The following is a 16,454-nucleotide window of genomic DNA, read 5'->3' as shown; positions in this document are numbered from 1 at the left end:
GCGAGCTCACTCGAAGCTGACGGTGCGCACGACGCGGGCCCCGACGGCGGCGCCGATCGGCTCCAGCACGCCGGGCTCGACGGGACGGTCCACGCGCAGCAGCATGATCGCCTCGGAGCGCTCCGTGGTCTGGCTGACCATGGCCGCCTCGATGTTCACGCCGACCTCGCCGAGCAGCGTGCCGACCTTGCCCATCACGCCCGGCCGGTCCGGGTACTCCAGCAGCAGCACGTTGCCCTCGGCACGCAGGTCGAAGTGCCTGCCGTTGACCTCGACCAGCTTCTCCACCTGGTTCGGCCCCGACAGCGCCCCGGAAACCACGGCGGTGCGACCGTCCGGCAGCCCCGCGCGCACCGACACCACGCTGCGGTGGTTCGGGCTCTCCGGGGAGGTCTTGACCTCCACCTGCACGCCCAGGTCCTCGGCCAGCTGCGGCGCGTTGACGAAGGTCACCTGGTTCTCCACCGCACCGGCGAACACGCCGCGCAGCGCCGCGAGCTGCAGCACCGAGACGTCCTCGTCGGCCAGCTCGCCGCGGGCCTCCACCGTCACCGAGCTCGGAGTGCTGCCCACCAGCGCGGCCAGCACCTGGCCCAGCTTCTGGGTCAGCGCCAGGTATGGGCGGACTTCCTCGCCGACCGCGCCGCCCTGCACGTTGACCGCGTCCGGCACGAAGTCGCCGCGCAGCGCCAGCCGCACCGAGCGGGCCACGTCGGTGCCCGCGCGGTCCTGGGCCTCCGCGGTGGACGCGCCCAGGTGCGGGGTGACGACGACGTTGGACAGCTGGAACAGCGGGCTGTCGGTGGTCGGCTCGGTCTTGAACACGTCGATGCCTGCGCCGCCGATCTGGCCGTTGCGCAGCGCGTCGACCAGCGCGTCCTCGTCGATCAGGCCACCGCGGGCGGCGTTGACGACCAGCAGACCGGGCTTGGCCTTCTTCAGCTCCTCGGCGCCGATGAGGCCGAGGGTCTCGGCGGTCTTGGGCAGGTGGATGGAGATCGCGTCGGCGCGGGCCAGCAGCTCGTCGAGGGAGACCAGCTCGATGCCCAGCTGCGCGGCGCGGCCCGGCGACACGTAGGGGTCGTAGGCGATCAGCTTGGTGCCGAAGGCGGCGACGCGCTGTGCGAACAGCTGGCCGATCTTGCCCAGGCCGACCACGCCGACGGTCTTGCCGTTGAGCTCGACGCCGGTGTAGGAGCTGCGCTTCCACTCGCCGCCCTTGAGGCTCGCGTCGGCCTGCGCGACGTTGCGAGCCACCGCCAGCAGCAGCGCCATCGCGTGCTCGGCGGCCGAGACGATGTTGGAGGTGGGGGCGTTGACGACCATCACGCCGCGCTCGGTGGCGGCGGGTACCTCGACGTTGTCCAGGCCGACCCCGGCGCGGGCGACGACCTTGAGCTTCTTCGCCGCCGCCAGGACCTCGGCGTCGACCTTGGTGGCGGAACGGACCAGCAGCGCATCGGCGTCGGCGACGGCGTCGAGCAGCGCCGGCCGGTCGGTGCCGTCCACGTTGCGGATCGCGACCTCGTCCCCGAGTGCGTCGATCACGGACGGTGCCAGCTTCTCGGCGATCAGGACGACAGGACGGCTTGCGTTGGTCACGGGCGAACTCCAGTTGGAAGATCACGGTCGGCACGGCGATGTGCCCGGACGGATCGGAGTTTAACGGGAGATTGAGAAAGCGTTCACAAGGGTGTTGCCCGGATCACCGCCGGCGCAAAGGCCGGCCCGTTAAACCCGATTCTTCGGCATTGTCGCAGATCAGCCGGGCCGCGGGAACGACACCACGAGTCCGCTGGGACACGTTGTCACGCGAGGGGCGGCTGTGCCGCCAGTGACCGGCACACACGGCGACCACCCGTACACGTGACGACCTTCGGGTGCCGGTGGGATGCCGGTATCTGCTGACACCTCGCAACCGGCACCGCCGCGGGTTCTCAACAGTGTCCTGCGGGGACACCCCGCACCGCGGGCTATCTCGCGAGGACAGCCCCGACGCGACGTATTGGTCATACGTGCGTCGGGGATCCCGGAGTCGAGAAGGCGTCTGAGGTTCCGCTACCCGACCGCCACGCAAAAGAATCCCGGACCTCGGAAGATCACGGTTCGTCGAATTCGCCGTCTTTGGCGCCCGCGACGAAGGCCTCCCACTCCTCCGGGGTGAAGACCAGGACCGGGCCCTCCGGTTCGGCGCCGTTGCGCATGCCGATGTAGCCGTCCACGAAGGCGATCTCGACGCCGGGCTCGTCCGGTTCGTCGGTGCTGGTGATCCACTCCGCGTTGGTGAAATCCAGCTGGTGGCGGATGTGCGCCTTGTTGTCGACGATCTCGTTTTCTGCACTCACGATACGTACCCTATCCCTCACCCGCAGCGACCGGTTTCGCCCTTTGGCAACTGGGAAATCCGGGCCAGGGAACCGACCGGCTCCCGGCCGGGAAGCCGAGGCCCGGTGATCCCTCGTGGAATTCACCGGGCCTTTCGCATCGGCCGGACGTGCGGTTGCACGCCGCCGAAGACCTGAACCACTTACTTGTTGGTCCAGGACATCAGGGCGCGGAGCTTCTTGCCGACCTCTTCGATCTGGTGGGCGTTGCCCTCCGCCTGCAGCTTGGTGAAGTTCGGGCGCCCGGCCTCGTCCTCGGCCACCCACTCCTTGGCGAAGGTGCCGTCCTGGATCTCGCCCAGGATCTTGCGCATCGACTCCTTGACGTGGGCGTCGATCACCCGCGGGCCGCGGGTGAGGTCGCCGTACTCGGCGGTGTCGCTGATGGAGTAGCGCTGGCCGGCGATGCCGCCCTCCCACATCAGGTCCACGATCAGCTTGAGCTCGTGCAGGACCTCGAAGTAGGCGATCTCCGGCTGGTAGCCGGCCTCGACCAGCACCTCGAAGCCGTTCTGCACCAGGGCGCTCGCGCCACCGCAGAGGACCGCCTGCTCACCGAACAGGTCGGTCTCGGTCTCCTCCTTGAAGGTGGTCTTGATGACGCCGGCCCGCGCGCCACCGATGGCGGCGGCGTAGGACAGCGCCAGCGCCTCGGCGTTGCCGGAGGCGTCCTGCTCGACCGCGATCAGGCAGGGCACGCCCTTGCCGTCGACGAACTGGCGGCGCACCAGGTGGCCCGGGCCCTTCGGCGCGACCATGGCGACGTCCACGTCCGCCGGCGGCTGGATCAGGCCGTAGCGGATGTTGAAGCCGTGGCCGAAGAACAGCGCGTCACCCTGCTTGAGGTTCGGCGCGATGTCGTTGGCGTAGATCTCGCGCTGCTTGGTGTCGGGCGCCAGGATCATGATCAGGTCGGCTTCCGCGGCGGCCTCGGCCGGGGTGAGCACCCGCAGGCCCTCTTCCTCCGCCTTGGCGCGCGACTTGGAACCCTCCGGGAGACCGACCCGCACGTCCACACCCGAGTCCCGCAGGCTCAGCGCGTGCGCGTGGCCCTGGCTGCCGTAGCCGATGACCGCGACCTTGCGCCCCTGCACGATGCCCAGATCAGCGTCCGCGTCGTAGAAGATTTCAACTGCCATGGTGATTCAGCGTTTCCTTTCGGGAATTCTTCGTGCCTGCCGCCGAAGCGGTAGCGGTGGTTCCTCGTCCAGGGGGTACCCGCCGGGACGGCTTCGCGGACAAATTCGGCGACAGGCTCTTCGGTTTTCGGCTCTGTGGCGCCAGGCGCCGGATCAGCGCACTGCGGTGGCCGTGATGGAACGCGGGCCACGCCCGATCGCGATCGTTCCCGACTGCACCATCTCGCGGACGCCGTAGGGTTCCAGCATTCGCAGCAACGCGTCGAGCTTATCGGCGGTACCGGTGGCCTCGACGGTCAGCGCCTCCGGAGAGACGTCCACCACTTTCGCGCGGAACAGCTGCACCGTCTCCAGCACCTGGCTGCGCACCGACGCGTCGGCGCGGACCTTGACCAGCAGCAGCTCCCGCTGCACCGCGGCGTCGGTCTCCAGCTCCACGATCTTGATCACGTTCACCAGCTTGTTGAGCTGCTTGGTGACCTGCTCCAGGGGCTGGTCCGAGACGGCGACCACGATCGTCATCCGGGAGATGTCCGGGTGCTCGGTCGGGCCGACCGCGAGCGAATCGATGTTGAAGCTACGGCGGGAGAACAGGCCGGCCACCCGGGCGAGCACCCCGGGAACGTTCTCCACCAGCACGCTCAGCGTGTGTCGGGTCATCGGCGCGCTCACTGATCCGCCTCTCCGCGATTCACAGTTGTGGTTGCGTCCAACTCAATCGCTCGTTTCGAGGTTCCTTGTGGCTGGTTTGCGTCACGGTCCCCTGAGGTGCGGTTGAGCAGGACCGAGGTTGACACAGAGCTGCTCATGCCTCCTCCTCGTCGAACAAGGGGCGGATGCCGCGCGCCGCCATGATCTCGTCGTTTCCGGTACCGGCGGCCACCATCGGCCACACCTGGGCGTCCTCGCCCACCACGAAGTCGATCACGACGGGTCGGTCGTTGATCTCCATGGCCCGCTGGATGACGCTGTCGACGTCCTCTTTGGACTCGCACCGCAGGCCCGCGCAGCCGTAGGCCTCGGCCAGCAGTTTGAAGTCCGGGATGCGGTGCTTGTGGGTGCCGAGGTCACTGTGTGAGTAGCGCCCGGCGTAAAACAGGTTCTGCCACTGCCGGACCATACCGAGGTTGCCGTTGTTGATGACGGCGACCTTGATGGGGATGTCCTCGATGGCGCAGGTGGCGAGCTCCTGGTTGGTCATCTGGAAGCAGCCGTCGCCGTCGATGGCCCACACCGTCTTGCCCGGCATCCCGGCCTTGGCGCCCATCGCGGCGGGCACCGCGTAGCCCATCGTGCCGAGGCCCCCGGAGTTCAGCCAGGTGCGCGGGTTCTCGTAGCCGACGAACTGCGCGGCCCACATCTGGTGCTGGCCGACGCCGGCGGCGTAGATGGCGTCCGGCCCGACCAGCCTGCCGAGGCGCTCGATGACGTACTCCGGCGACAGGCTGCCGTCGCCCGGCCACTCGTAGCCCAGCGGGAACCGTTTGCGCAGGTCGTCGAGCAACTCCCACCAGGGCGCCAGGTCGGCGGTGCCGCGCTCTCCGGTGGCGGCGGTGACCGCGTCGATCAGCTCGCTGAGCACTTCCTTGCAGTCGCCGACGATCGGCACGTCCGCGTAGCGGTTCTTGGAGATCTCCGCCGGGTCGATGTCGGCGTGCACGACCTTGGCGTCGGGCGCGAACGACGAGAGCTGGCCGGTGACCCGGTCGTCGAAGCGGGCGCCCAGCGCGATCAGCAAGTCGGCGCGCTGCATCGCGGCGACCGCGGCGACCGTGCCGTGCATGCCGGGCATGCCCAGGTGCTGGGGGTGCGAGTCGGGGAACGCGCCGCGCGCCATCAGCGTGGTGACCACCGGGATGCCGGTGCGCTCGGCCAACTCCCGCAGTTCGGCGTGCGCCTCGGCCTTGATGACCCCGCCGCCGACGTAGCACACCGGCCGCTGCGCTTCGGTGATCAGCTTGGCGGCCTCCCGGACCTGCTTGCCGTGCGGCTTGCTGGTCGGCCGGTAGCCGGGCAGCTTCATCTCCGGCGGCCAGGAGAACGACATGGTCGCCTGCTGGACGTCCTTGGGGATGTCCACGAGCACCGGGCCGGGCCTTCCGCTGGAGGCGATGTAGAACGCCTCGGCGATGGTCCGCGGCAGTTCCTCGGGGTCGGTGACCAGGAAGTTGTGCTTGGTGATCGGCAGCGTGATGCCGCAGATGTCGGCTTCCTGGAAGGCGTCGGTGCCGATCATGCCGGTGCTCTGCTGACCGGTGATCGCGACGATCGGGACCGAGTCCATGTGCGCGTCGGCGAGCGCGGTGACCAGGTTGGTCGCGCCCGGGCCGGAGGTCGCCATGCACACCCCGACCTTGCCGGTGGCCTGCGCGTAGCCGGTGGCCGCGTGCCCGGCACCCTGCTCGTGGCGGACCAGCACGTGCCGGACCTTGTTGGAGTCGAGGAGCGGGTCGTAGGAGGGCAGGATAGTGCCGCCCGGAATCCCGAAGACGATCTCGCAGCCAACGGACTCCAGTGAACGCACGAGTGCCTGCGCACCGGTCATCTTCACTGGGGCACCGCTGGGCGGCGTGGGCTTGGGACGGCGTCCTGGCGGGGGCGCCGGGACCGGATTCTGCCGTGTATTGGCGCTGGTCATCGGGTCTGCCTCGGGGTCGGGTGTTGGACCGGACACGAAAAAACCCCCGCAGACCCCAAATAGGCCTAACGAGGGTTGGCGCGTCGACGCTGCGAACTTCCTAGGCGTCGACGCGCCGGGGAAGTACGAGAATGTTGTGCAGTCGCAGCATGGCTAGGACGTTAATCAAAGCGGCCCCCCACGTCAAACCATGCGGGACGATCTTCCCGGATGGTGGACACCTTGGATGCCGAGCCGAGCCGCCCGGATCGGGAATAATCCCTGGTCAACAAGGCCATGGCGGGTCTCGAACGCCGGTCGATGTGACGTCCGCCGCGCCCGCGACCGTGAACGGGACGTTTCCGGCCGCGCCGCCGGCGACCGCCCACGAAGCCCGGAGTTCGCAGGTGAGACCATCGGGACGTGAGTGAGACCCCGCAGGAGCCCGAGCAGCCCGACGCCGAGCAGCCCGCCACGGAGCCCTCCGGCGACAAGCCCTCCGACGCGGAACGCGCCGAGCAGGCCGACGCGGAGCAGGCCGACGCGGAGCAGGCCGACGCGGAGCAGGCCGACGCGGAGCAAGTCGAGAAGGCGGGGCAGAGCGACAAGGCCGGGTCCCCGGCAAAGCCCGACGCCCCGAAGTCCCTGACGTTCCGGATCACCCCGGTAGCGCTGCTGGCCGTGCTGGCGATCACCATCTGCGCCACCCCGCTCGCCACCACCGCGGGCACCTGGGCGCTGCTGCTCTACCTGATCCCACTCGGGCTGCTGGTGTGGATCCTGCGGACCCGGACCACGGTCGACGCCCGGCAGGTCGTGGTGCGCACCTCGTTCGGCCGCACCAAGTTCAGCTGGGACGACGTGGTGTCGCTGCGGCTGGACGAGCGGCGTTGGCTCAAGGCCGTGCTGCGCTCCGGCAAGGAGGTCCAACTCCCGGCGGTGCGGGTGCGCGACCTGCCCCGGGTCGCGGCGATCAGCGGTGGGCGGCTGCCCGACCCGACCACGCAGGAGTAATGTCGACCGCACCGCAACTTTCCGCGCCCAAAAGGCGCTGCCCGGGCGAATGAGCTCAACGCGTTGTCGTCAGGCAAGTGGCGACGCCACTTCCGGCGGAAGACCGCAAGCCGCGACGCTCAACTCGCAAGGCCGAAAGCCGGCGCAAACGGCGAAGTCGCTTAGCCCACCTGAGCAACTTGCACCGCCGCGGGTTCTCAACGGTGTCTTGCGGGGACACCCCGCACCCCGAGCTATCTCGCGAGGACAGCCCCGACGCCGCGTATTGGTCACAGGTCGGGGATCCCGGAGTCGAGAAGGCTTCTTAGGTTCCGCTACTTGCACCGCTAAAGCAAACCAGCCCCGAAAATCCGTAAGAAGGTCTATATGCCCCAGCTGCGCTCTCGCACCACGACGCACGGACGCAATGCCGCCGGCGCCCGCTCGCTGTGGCGTGCCACCGGCATGACCGACGACGACTTCGGCAAGCCCATCGTGGCGATCGCCAACTCCTACACCCAGTTCGTGCCCGGCCACGTGCACCTGCGCGACCTCGGCGACGTGGTCGCCGCGACGATCCGTGAGGCCGGGGGCGTGCCGCGGGAGTTCCACACCATCGCGGTGGACGACGGCATCGCCATGGGCCACGGCGGGATGCTCTACTCGCTGCCCTCGCGCGAGCTGATCGCCGACTCGGTGGAGTACATGGTCAATGCGCACCAGGCCGACGCGCTGGTGTGCATCTCCAACTGCGACAAGATCACCCCCGGCATGCTCAACGCCGCGATGCGGCTGAACATCCCGACGGTGTTCGTCTCCGGTGGCCCGATGGAGGCCGGCAAGGCGGTCGTGGTGGACGGGGTCGCGCACGCGCCGACCGACCTGATCACCACCATCTCGGCGTCCGCGAACTCCGCGGTGGACGACGCCGGGCTCTCCGAGGTCGAGCGCTCGGCCTGCCCAACGTGCGGTTCCTGCTCGGGCATGTTCACCGCCAACTCGATGAACTGCCTCACCGAGGCACTCGGTCTGGCGCTGCCCGGCAATGGGTCCACTTTGGCCACCCACGCCGCGCGCCGCGCCCTGTTCGAGGAGGCTGGCCGCACCGTGGTGCGCATCACCAAGCGCTACTACGGCGAGGACGACGAGTCGGTGCTGCCGCGCTCGGTGGCCAACAAGAAGGCGTTCGAGAACGCGATGGCGCTGGACATGGCGATGGGCGGCTCCACGAACACGGTGCTGCACACGCTGGCCGCCGCGCTCGAAGGCGAGATCGACTTCACCCTGGACGACATCGCGGACATCAGCCGCCGGGTGCCGTGCCTGTCGAAGGTCAGCCCGAACTCCGACTACCACATGGAGGACGTGCACCGGGCCGGCGGCATCAGCGCGATCCTCGGCGAGCTCGACCGGGCCGGCCTGCTGCACCGCGACGTTTCCTCGGTGCACAGCGCGAGCCTGACCGAATGGCTGTCCAGCTGGGACATCCGCGGCGAATCGCCGTCGGAGGAGGCCATCGAGATGTTCCACGCGGCGCCGGGCGGGGTTCGCACCACGCAGGCGTTCTCCACGGACAACCGCTGGTCCTCTTTGGACACCGACGCCGCGGGGGGCTGCATCCGCGACGTCGCGCACGCCTACACCGCCGACGGCGGACTGGCCGTGCTCAAGGGCAACCTCGCCGACGAGGGCGCGGTGGTCAAGACCGCCGGTGTCGAGGAAGAGCTGTGGCACTTCCAGGGTCCGGCTCGGGTCGTGGAGAGCCAGGAGCAGGCCGTGTCGGTGATCCTGAACAAGGAGATCCAGCCGGGCGAGGTCCTGGTGGTCCGCTACGAGGGCCCCGCGGGCGGCCCGGGCATGCAGGAGATGCTGCACCCGACCGCGTTCCTCAAGGGTTCGGGGCTGGGCAAGAAGTGCGCGCTGATCACCGACGGCCGCTTCTCCGGCGGTTCCTCCGGCCTGTCCATCGGGCACATCTCGCCGGAGGCGGCCGACGGCGGCACGATCGGGCTGGTCGAAAACGGCGACCAGATCCTCATCGATGTCCGCGAGCGGAAGCTGGAACTGCTGGTGTCCGACGAGGTGCTGGCCGAACGCCGCGCCAAGATGGATGCCAGCGAGTACCCGTGGCAGCCGGTCGGCCGAGACCGCAAGGTCACGGCGGCGCTGCGTGCGTACGCCCGCCTCGCCACCTCCGCCTCCTACGGAGCAGTCCGCGACGTCAACAAGTAGACCTGTCTCCGGACTGGTCCTGCGTAGCGGTGCCAGTAGCGGAACCTCAGAACCCGCGGCGGTGCGAGTTGCACAGGTGGGCTAAGCGCTTCCGGCGCCTTGGAATAGCTCTGCAGATACGACTCCGAGCCTCGCGGCGGTGGCGCAGCGGACGCAAGTGGCTCCACGGCCAACGCGTGAAGGGCACCCTTGCCGGCTTGCTCGGCAAAGGTGCCCTTCCGCGGCTCGGCTGAACGTGAAAACGGGCCCGGCACCAAGAGAGGTGCGGGCCCGTTTTCGCGTGTTCTGGTCATGGGCGGTGGAACAGGACCAGGACGGCCGCCGATGCGGCAACCGCGATGATCAGGCTGATGAAGCCGAAGGGCAGCGGGCGGCGGAACCAGACCCGCCCGTAGTCCAGGGCGACCCGGCCGGGGCCGGTGAACATCAACCCGAGTCCCAGCACGCCGAGCGTCGCCTCCAGCTCGAAACCACCGGCGGCGGCGAAGAACCCGGCGCCGAGCTTGAGGAAGATCGCGTTGGCCATCACGCCGACGATCCCGGCGGCGGCTAGCGGGGTGAACAGGCCGAGCACCAGCAGCGCACCGGCTCCGAGCTCGGTGCCGCCGGTCACCAGGGCCAGCGCGGCGCTTTGCCCGAAGCCCATCTTGCTCAGCGCCATGGCGAACCCCTCGGGTCCCGGGCCGCCGAGAACGCCGAAGAGCTTCTGCGCGCCGTGCGCGAGGAAGATTCCGCCCAGCACCAGCCGCAGGATCAGCAGGCCGAGGTCGGTGCCCGCGTTCCAGCCGAAGGGCTTGCGAGGGTCGCCGATCTCGTCGTAGTAGTCGGACGGAGCAGCAGCGCGCCGATCGACCACGGACGTGGCCTCGGCGTCGCTGTAGCCGTCATCGTCGTCGTAGTTGGAGTATTTCTGCGCACCGAGACTCTGCGTGCTCTGCGCACTCTTCACACTCGGTGCACTCTTCGCACTCGGCGCACCCTGCGCGCTTGCCGCTGGCTGCTGGGCGTGCGCGCCGTAGTTGCGATCGTCGGGGTAGCCGCCCGCACCGCCGGGGCGATCGTCGTGAATGCTCACGCCGGACGAGGCTAGGGCATGGTCACCCCAACATGCGAGCCTTTCCGGCAGAAGCTTCTCGACACGTGATTTGTTCGATACTGCGTAACACCGGCTGGGGGAAAATGGTCCGATGGCCGATCAGTTGTTCCGGGAATTCGACGTTTCCGCAGGCGGCATACCGTCTCGAGGCTGGACTTCCCCGCAGGGGATCGCGGCTTCGCAGGCGGTCCTGGTTTGTCCTGAGGTCGGTGGGGCGCCTGAGTTACTGCCGGTGGATTCGTCGGCTCGGACGATGGGCTGGACCCCGAACCGCAACCCCGAGACCACGCTGGGTGATCACGTCGACGACGCGCTGGCGGTGCTCGACGACGCCGAGGTGAAGGACTGCACTGTCGTCGGCTGGTCCGCCGGCACGGTGGTGGCGGTCGAGCTCGCCCGGCGGTTCCCGGACCGGGTCCGCGGGCTGATGCTGCTCGCCGGGCCGCCGACGTCGGGCGCGGACGCGCTGCTGGCCGCCTTCGGTGTGCCGGAACTCGCCCGCCGGCTGCTCGCGGTCGGAGGTTCCGCCTCGCTGCGGCTCGTCGGCGGCCTGCTTTCGTCGATCATGTCGCGACTGCCGGTCACGGACTTCTCGGCGCAGCTCGTCCGGTACAGCGGCCTGCTGCACCCCGAGACGGATCGGGCGGTAGCCGCGGCCGTGGTGCGGCAGCTGCTGCACGAGGACTGGCAGTGGCACTTGGCGTTGAGCCTCGCCTGGAGCGCCTCGGCCCGGACCCAGGTGGCCGGGCTGAGCTGCCCGCTGACCGTCCTCACCGGACGGCACGATCTGCTGTCGGACTTCTCCAGCACCACCAAGGCGGTCGCGGCGCTGCCGCAAGCGCGGATGCGGATGCTGGCGACGTCGCACTTCCTCCCGTTCGAAGCCCCCGACGTGGTGCGCGAGGAGCTGGCCCTGCTGCTGCGCCGGGTCGAAGCGGTGGAGTGCGCCCGCCTCGGCATCGACCCGCCACCGCCCCCGGTGCGCCGCATCCGGCTGCCGCTCCCGGAACCAGGCCCCCGCCGTCGAGCCGAGAACCCGATCAGCTGAGTTGACCCAAACCCGCAATTTCAATGGAAATCGAAGGTCGGAACTCTGATTTCCATTGAAATTGCGGGTCCGACACCTCGGAGGTAGTTCGTGCACGTCCTCACCCAGGGTTTACCCCTCGGCCGATAGGCTCGGGCGTCGTGGCAGTCTCGGTTCGCATGCGTCGTCTCCTGCTGGGCATGACCGCTGTGCTCGGCACCCTGCTGGCGGGCTGCGCGCAATTCCCCGACGAGCACACCAGGCCGTGGGGCGACCCTCCGTCACTGGAGCCGCAGGCCGGTCCGCAGCCGTCGTTCGAGAGCGAGCCCACGCCGCCGGGACCAGGCACCGCACCGCAGCAGCCCAACGCGCCGGTCGGCTGCGAGGATCCCGATCCGGCCGTGGTGGCCACCTGCCTGGACCCGGTCGGCGCGATCGCGGTGCTGCCCGACGGTCAGGGCGCGCTGGTCGGCGAGCGTGCCACCGGGCGGGTGCTGCGCGTGCAGCGCGGCACGAAACCCGTTGAGCTGGCCCGGGTCCCGGTCGATCCGAGTGGCGGCGGCGGGCTCACCGGGCTGGCGCTGTCCCCCACCTACCACGAGGACGAGCTGTTCTACGCCTACGTCACGACCAGCAGCGATAACCAGGTCGTGCGGGTCGCGGCCGGGGACCGGCCCAAGCCGGTGCTGACCGGCATTCCGAAGGGTTCGACGGGCAACGCCGGGGCGATGCTCGACGACGGCCAGGGCTCGCTGCTGATCGCCACCGGCAACGCGGGCAGCCCGGCCAGCGCCTCTAATCCGCAGTCGCTGGCGGGCAAAGTGCTGCGCATCGACGGTTCCGGCAAGCCGGCCGTGGGCAACCCGGACCCGAAGTCGCCGGTGGTCGCCAGCGGGCTGACCGAGCCGGGCGGCCTGTGCGGCACGCCCGCGCTGGGCATGTACTGGGTGACCGATCGCAGCGGAAGCCAGGACGCCCTGTACCGGGTACAGCTCGGGAAGCCGCTGGGCTCGCCGGCGTGGACCTGGGCGGAGCGGCCGGGTGTGGCGGGTTGCGCCGCCGACCCGGCGATGGTGGTGGTGGCGCTGCACGATGCCGCCGCGCTGTACACCTTGCACCCGGCGCCGGACGGCACCTTCACCGGTCAGCCGACGAAGGTCATGGAAAACACCTACGGCCGGTTCTCCGCCGCGGCGCTTGGCCCGGACGGCCTGATCTGGCTGGGCACCGCGAACAAGGACGGCGGTCATCCGATCTCCAGCGACGACCGCGCCCTGCGCATCGAGCCCCCGTCGGGCGGCTCCGCAGGCAAGGACTGAGAGACCCGTGAGTGTTTTAGGGTGCCACAGCGCCCAAAACCACTCACGGAACCTGACCGGGCACCTCCCGCCGATAGCCGGCCCGAAGGTGCCCTTCACTCAGTTCCTACTGGCCGCAGGCCGCGAGGACGAGCTCGCGGACCCGCTTGGCGTCGGCCTGGCCCTTGGTGGCCTTCATGACCGCGCCGACGATCGCGCCCGCCGCCTGCACCTTGCCGCCGCGGATCTTGTCCGCGATGTCCGGCTGCGCCGCCAGCGCCTCGTCGATCGCGGACTGCAGCGCCGAATCGTCCGACACGACCTCCAGGCCGCGCGCCGCGACGACGTCGTCCGGCTCGCCCTCACCGGCGAGCACCCCGTCGACGACCTGCCGGGCCAGCTTGTTGGTCAGCTTGCCCTCGGCGACCAGTGCGATCACCCGAGCCAGCTGCTTCGGAGTGATCTCCAGGTCGGCGAGCTCGACGCCGCGGGTGTTGGCCTGCTGCGCCAGGTACGAAACCCACCAGGACCGGGCGTCGCCGGAGGGCGCGCCCGCGTCGACGGTCTGCGCCACCAGCTCCAGCGCCCCGGCGTTGACCAGGTCGCGCAGCTCCTCGTCGGACAGGCCCCAGTCCTCCTGCGCGCGCTTGCGCCGCTCCCACGGCAGCTCGGGCAGGGTCTTGGCCAGCTCCGCGACCCACTCGCGGGAGGGCGCGACCGGCACCAGGTCGGGCTCCGGGAAGTAGCGGTAGTCCTCCGAGGTCTCCTTGCGGCGGCCCGCCGACGTGGTGCCGGTGGACTCATCGAAGTGCCGCGTCTCCTGCAGGATCGAGCCGCCGGAGGCCAGCACCGCGGCGTGCCGCTGCATCTCGAAGCGCACCGCGCGCTCCACGCTGCGCAGCGAGTTGACGTTCTTCGTCTCGGTGCGGGTGCCGAACTCCGCGGTGCCCTTCGGCATCAGCGACACGTTCGCATCGCAGCGCAGCGAGCCCTGGTCCATCCGCACGTCGGAAACGTCCAGCGCGCGCAGCAGATCCCGCAGCGCCGTAACGTAGGCGCGCGCGACCTCGGGAGCCCGCTCCCCGGCGCCGACGATCGGCTTGGTAACGATCTCGATCAGCGGCACCCCGGCGCGGTTGTAGTCCAGCAGGGAGTACTCCGCGCCGTGGATGCGGCCGGTTCTGCCGCCCATGTGCGAGGACTTACCGGTGTCCTCCTCCATGTGGGCCCGCTCGATATCGACCCGGAAGATCTCGCCGTCGTCCAGCACCACGTCGAGGTAGCCGTCGTGCACGATCGGCTCGTCGTACTGCGAGGTCTGGAAGTTCTTCGGCATGTCCGGGTAGAAGTAGTTCTTCCGGGCGAACCGGCACCACTCGACGACCTGGCAGTTCAGCGCCAGCCCGATCCGGATGGCCGCCTCCACGGCCTTGCCGTTGACCACCGGCAGCGAGCCCGGCAGGCCCAGGCACACCGGGCAGACCTGGGTGTTCGGCTCGGCGCCGAAGACGTTGGCGCAGCCGCAGAACATCTTCGTCCGGGTGGACAGCTCCACGTGCACTTCGAGCCCGAGCACCGGGTCGAACCGCGCGAGGACCTCGTCGTAGTCCATGATCTCGGCGACGGCGGTCACTTGTCGTCCTCCCCCTTGCGCAGCGCCCGCACGGCCAGGGCGGTGCCGGTGATCAGCCCGAGCGCGGTGATGATCGCGTCCGCCAGCGCGAGCTTGTCGTTCTTCTCCCGCGCCGTGCGGAAGCTCGCCCGCAGCCCGAGGCCTGCCGAGAGCACGGAGGCGAGTTGGAACGCTGCCTTGATCTTCGGGTTCATCGCGCGACCTCCAGCTGGGGAACACGGTTGATGAGCGGGCCGTCCTGGCTCGCGTTACGCGCCGCCTCGTAGGCCGCGCCGACCCGGTACAGCCACTCGTCGGCCATCGCCGGGGCCATGATCTGCAACCCGACCGGCAGACCGTCCTCATCGGACAGTCCGCACGGGACGCTCATGGCGGCGTTGCCGGCCAGGTTGGACGGGATGGTGCAAAGGTCCGCGAGGTACATCGCCATCGGGTCGTCGACCCGCTCGCCGATCTTGAACGCAGTGGTCGGCGTGGTGGGCGACACCAGCACGTCGACCTGCTCGAAGGCGGCGGTGAAGTCGCGGGTGATCAGCGTCCGCACCTTCTGCGCCTGGCCGTAGTAGGCGTCGTAGTAGCCCGACGACAGCGCGTAGGTGCCGAGCATGATTCGCCGCTTCACCTCTGGCCCGAACCCGGCCTCGCGGGTCAGCGACATGACTTCCTCCGCGCTGCGCGCCCCGTCGTCGCCCACGCGCAGGCCGTAGCGCATCGCGTCGAAGCGGGCCAGGTTGGAGGAGCACTCGCTCGGCGCGATCAGGTAGTACGCCGGCAGCGCGTAGGTGAAGTGCGGGCAGGAGACCTCGATGACCTCCGCACCCAGCGCGGACAGCTGCTTGACGGCGGCGTCGAAGGACCGCTGCACGCCCGGCTGGTAGCCGTCGCCGGAGAACTCGCGGACCACGCCGACGCGCACGCCCTGCAGGCCGCCCGAAGCGCCCTGCTCGGCGGCGGTGACGACCTGCGGCACCGGCTGGTTGATCGAGGTCGAGTCCAGCCGGTCGTGCCCCGCGATCACCTCGTGCAGCAGCGCGGCGTCCAGCACCGTACGGGCGCAGGGACCGGGCTGGTCCAGCGAGGAGGAGAACGCGACGAGGCCGTAGCGGGAGACCCCGCCGTAGGTCGGCTTGACGCCGACCGTGCCCGTCACCGCGCCGGGCTGGCGGATCGAGCCGCCGGTGTCGGTGCCGATCGCCAGCGGCGCCTCGAACGCGGCCAGCGCCGCCGACGAACCGCCGCCGGAACCGCCGGGGATGCGCTCCAGGTCCCACGGGTTGCGGGTCGGGCCGTACGCGGAATTCTCGGTCGACGAGCCCATCGCGAACTCGTCCATGTTCGTCTTGCCGAGGATGACCACGCCCGCCTCGCGCAGCCGACGCGTCACGGTCGAGTCGTACGGCGGGACCCAGCCCTCCAGCATCTTGGAGCCGCAGGTGGTGGGCATGTCGGTGGTGGTCAGCACGTCCTTGAGCGCCAGCGGCACGCCGGCCAGCGGCGACGTGACGTTCCCGGCGGCGCGATCCTCGTCAACCCGCCGCGCGGCGGCCAGCGCGCCGTCGGCGTTGACGTGCAGGAAAGCGTGCACCTCCGAATCGACGGCGGCGATCCGGTCCAAGTGCGCCTGCGTCACCTCGACCGACGTGACCTCGCCCGCCTGCAGCTTGGCGGCGAGATCGGATGCGGTCAGCCCGGTCAGACTGCCGCCGGATGCGGTCGACGTCATCAGGCCTCCTCGGTGAGAATCCGCGGCACGCGGAACCGGTCCTCTTCGGCGGCCGGCGCCGCAGCGAGCGCCTGCTCGCGCGACAGGCCCGGCCGCACCTCGTCCTCGCGGAAAACGTTTGTCACCGGCACGGCGTGGGACGTCGGCGGGATGTCGTCCGCAGCGACCTCGCCCACCTTGGCCACCGCATCGAGGATCTGGTCGAGCTGGCCGGCGAAGGTTTCGAGCTCCGCCTCGGTGACAGCCAGCCGCGCCAGGCCGGCGAGGTGCGCGACCTCGTCGCGGGAGATCTTGGACACTGCGAAGGCTCCC

At 69.7% G+C, this 16,454-nt stretch carries 14 protein-coding genes; 4 read left to right on the top strand and 10 right to left on the bottom strand.

Annotation, left to right across the window (positions count from 1 at the left end):
* Positions 1–6: 6 nt before the first annotated feature.
* The 5 genes from serA to DL519_RS37075 form a co-directional block, all read right to left on the bottom strand.
* Complete coding sequence (gene serA, locus DL519_RS37095; RefSeq protein WP_190821783.1) at positions 7–1,602, bottom strand: phosphoglycerate dehydrogenase; 1,596 nt, start codon at positions 1,600–1,602, stop codon at positions 7–9.
* Positions 1,603–2,099: 497 nt separating this feature from the next.
* The gene (locus DL519_RS37090; RefSeq protein WP_168585042.1) at positions 2,100–2,345 is read right to left on the bottom strand and encodes a DUF397 domain-containing protein; all 246 of its coding nucleotides are present in this window, start codon (positions 2,343–2,345) and stop codon (positions 2,100–2,102) included.
* Positions 2,346–2,527: 182 nt separating this feature from the next.
* Positions 2,528–3,523 (bottom strand): ketol-acid reductoisomerase, encoded by a 996-nt coding sequence (gene ilvC / locus DL519_RS37085; protein WP_190821781.1) that lies wholly within the window; start codon positions 3,521–3,523, stop codon positions 2,528–2,530.
* Positions 3,524–3,676: 153 nt separating this feature from the next.
* Complete coding sequence (gene ilvN / locus DL519_RS37080; protein ID WP_168585044.1) at positions 3,677–4,183, bottom strand: acetolactate synthase small subunit; 507 nt, start codon at positions 4,181–4,183, stop codon at positions 3,677–3,679.
* 145 nt (positions 4,184–4,328) lie between these two features.
* Complete coding sequence (locus DL519_RS37075; protein ID WP_190821779.1) at positions 4,329–6,161, bottom strand: acetolactate synthase large subunit; 1,833 nt, start codon at positions 6,159–6,161, stop codon at positions 4,329–4,331.
* 402 nt (positions 6,162–6,563) lie between these two features.
* Between DL519_RS37075 and DL519_RS47775 the strand changes: the two genes are divergently transcribed.
* Positions 6,564–7,154: a PH domain-containing protein gene (locus DL519_RS47775; protein WP_223839994.1), complete on the top strand. Its 591-nt coding sequence runs from the start codon at positions 6,564–6,566 to the stop codon at positions 7,152–7,154.
* A 366-nt stretch (positions 7,155–7,520) separates the two neighbouring features.
* Complete coding sequence (gene ilvD, locus DL519_RS37065) at positions 7,521–9,365, top strand: dihydroxy-acid dehydratase (RefSeq protein WP_190821777.1); 1,845 nt, start codon at positions 7,521–7,523, stop codon at positions 9,363–9,365.
* Between the two features lie 289 nt (positions 9,366–9,654).
* Here ilvD and DL519_RS37060 read toward each other — a convergent pair whose 3' ends face one another.
* The gene (locus DL519_RS37060) at positions 9,655–10,440 is read right to left on the bottom strand and encodes a DoxX family protein (RefSeq protein ID WP_190821775.1); all 786 of its coding nucleotides are present in this window, start codon (positions 10,438–10,440) and stop codon (positions 9,655–9,657) included.
* 253 nt (positions 10,441–10,693) lie between these two features.
* Here DL519_RS37060 and DL519_RS37055 point away from each other — a divergent pair, with 253 nt between their 5' ends.
* The gene (locus tag DL519_RS37055; RefSeq protein ID WP_223839993.1) at positions 10,694–11,509 is read left to right on the top strand and encodes an alpha/beta fold hydrolase; all 816 of its coding nucleotides are present in this window, start codon (positions 10,694–10,696) and stop codon (positions 11,507–11,509) included.
* A 140-nt stretch (positions 11,510–11,649) separates the two neighbouring features.
* Entirely contained in the window at positions 11,650–12,807 is a 1,158-nt protein-coding gene (locus tag DL519_RS37050) for a PQQ-dependent sugar dehydrogenase (RefSeq protein WP_223839992.1), read from the top strand.
* Between the two features lie 106 nt (positions 12,808–12,913).
* Here the strand turns inward: DL519_RS37050 and gatB are convergent, their stop codons facing one another.
* The 4 genes from gatB to gatC are packed head-to-tail and all read right to left on the bottom strand — an operon-like array spanning position 12,914 to position 16,441.
* Positions 12,914–14,419, bottom strand: a complete 1,506-nt coding sequence (gene gatB / locus DL519_RS37045; RefSeq protein WP_190821771.1) for an Asp-tRNA(Asn)/Glu-tRNA(Gln) amidotransferase subunit GatB — start codon at positions 14,417–14,419, stop codon at positions 12,914–12,916.
* The gene (locus tag DL519_RS37040; RefSeq protein WP_190821769.1) at positions 14,416–14,613 is read right to left on the bottom strand and encodes a hypothetical protein; all 198 of its coding nucleotides are present in this window, start codon (positions 14,611–14,613) and stop codon (positions 14,416–14,418) included. Before DL519_RS37040 ends, gatB begins: the two co-directional genes overlap by 4 nt.
* A complete protein-coding gene (gene gatA, locus DL519_RS37035; RefSeq protein ID WP_190821767.1) occupies positions 14,610–16,142 on the bottom strand; it encodes an Asp-tRNA(Asn)/Glu-tRNA(Gln) amidotransferase subunit GatA in 1,533 nt (510 codons plus the stop codon). The genes DL519_RS37040 and gatA overlap by 4 nt, the downstream gene beginning before the upstream one ends.
* Entirely contained in the window at positions 16,142–16,441 is a 300-nt protein-coding gene (gene gatC, locus DL519_RS37030; protein ID WP_168585051.1) for an Asp-tRNA(Asn)/Glu-tRNA(Gln) amidotransferase subunit GatC, read from the bottom strand. Before gatC ends, gatA begins: the two co-directional genes overlap by 1 nt.
* Positions 16,442–16,454: the final 13 nt, after the last annotated feature.

The sequence above is a fragment of the Saccharopolyspora pogona genome (genome assembly GCF_014697215.1).
Taxonomy (GTDB): Bacteria; Actinomycetota; Actinomycetes; order Mycobacteriales; family Pseudonocardiaceae; genus Saccharopolyspora; species Saccharopolyspora hattusasensis.
This window is presented reverse-complemented; position numbering and strand designations above follow the sequence as displayed.

What these genes read in the sequence shown, in the direction of transcription:
- ilvD (WP_190821777.1), top strand. Translation starts at nt 7,521, where the DNA reads ATGCCCCAGCTGCGCTCTCGCACCACGACGCACGGACGCAATGCCGCC.
- gatA (WP_190821767.1), bottom strand. Translation starts at nt 16,142, where the DNA reads ATGACGTCGACCGCATCCGGCGGCAGTCTGACCGGGCTGACCGCATCC.
- DL519_RS37040 (WP_190821769.1), bottom strand. Translation starts at nt 14,613, where the DNA reads ATGAACCCGAAGATCAAGGCAGCGTTCCAACTCGCCTCCGTGCTCTCG.
- ilvN (WP_168585044.1), bottom strand. Translation starts at nt 4,183, where the DNA reads ATGACCCGACACACGCTGAGCGTGCTGGTGGAGAACGTTCCCGGGGTG.
- ilvC (WP_190821781.1), bottom strand. Translation starts at nt 3,523, where the DNA reads ATGGCAGTTGAAATCTTCTACGACGCGGACGCTGATCTGGGCATCGTG.
- DL519_RS37075 (WP_190821779.1), bottom strand. Translation starts at nt 6,161, where the DNA reads ATGACCAGCGCCAATACACGGCAGAATCCGGTCCCGGCGCCCCCGCCA.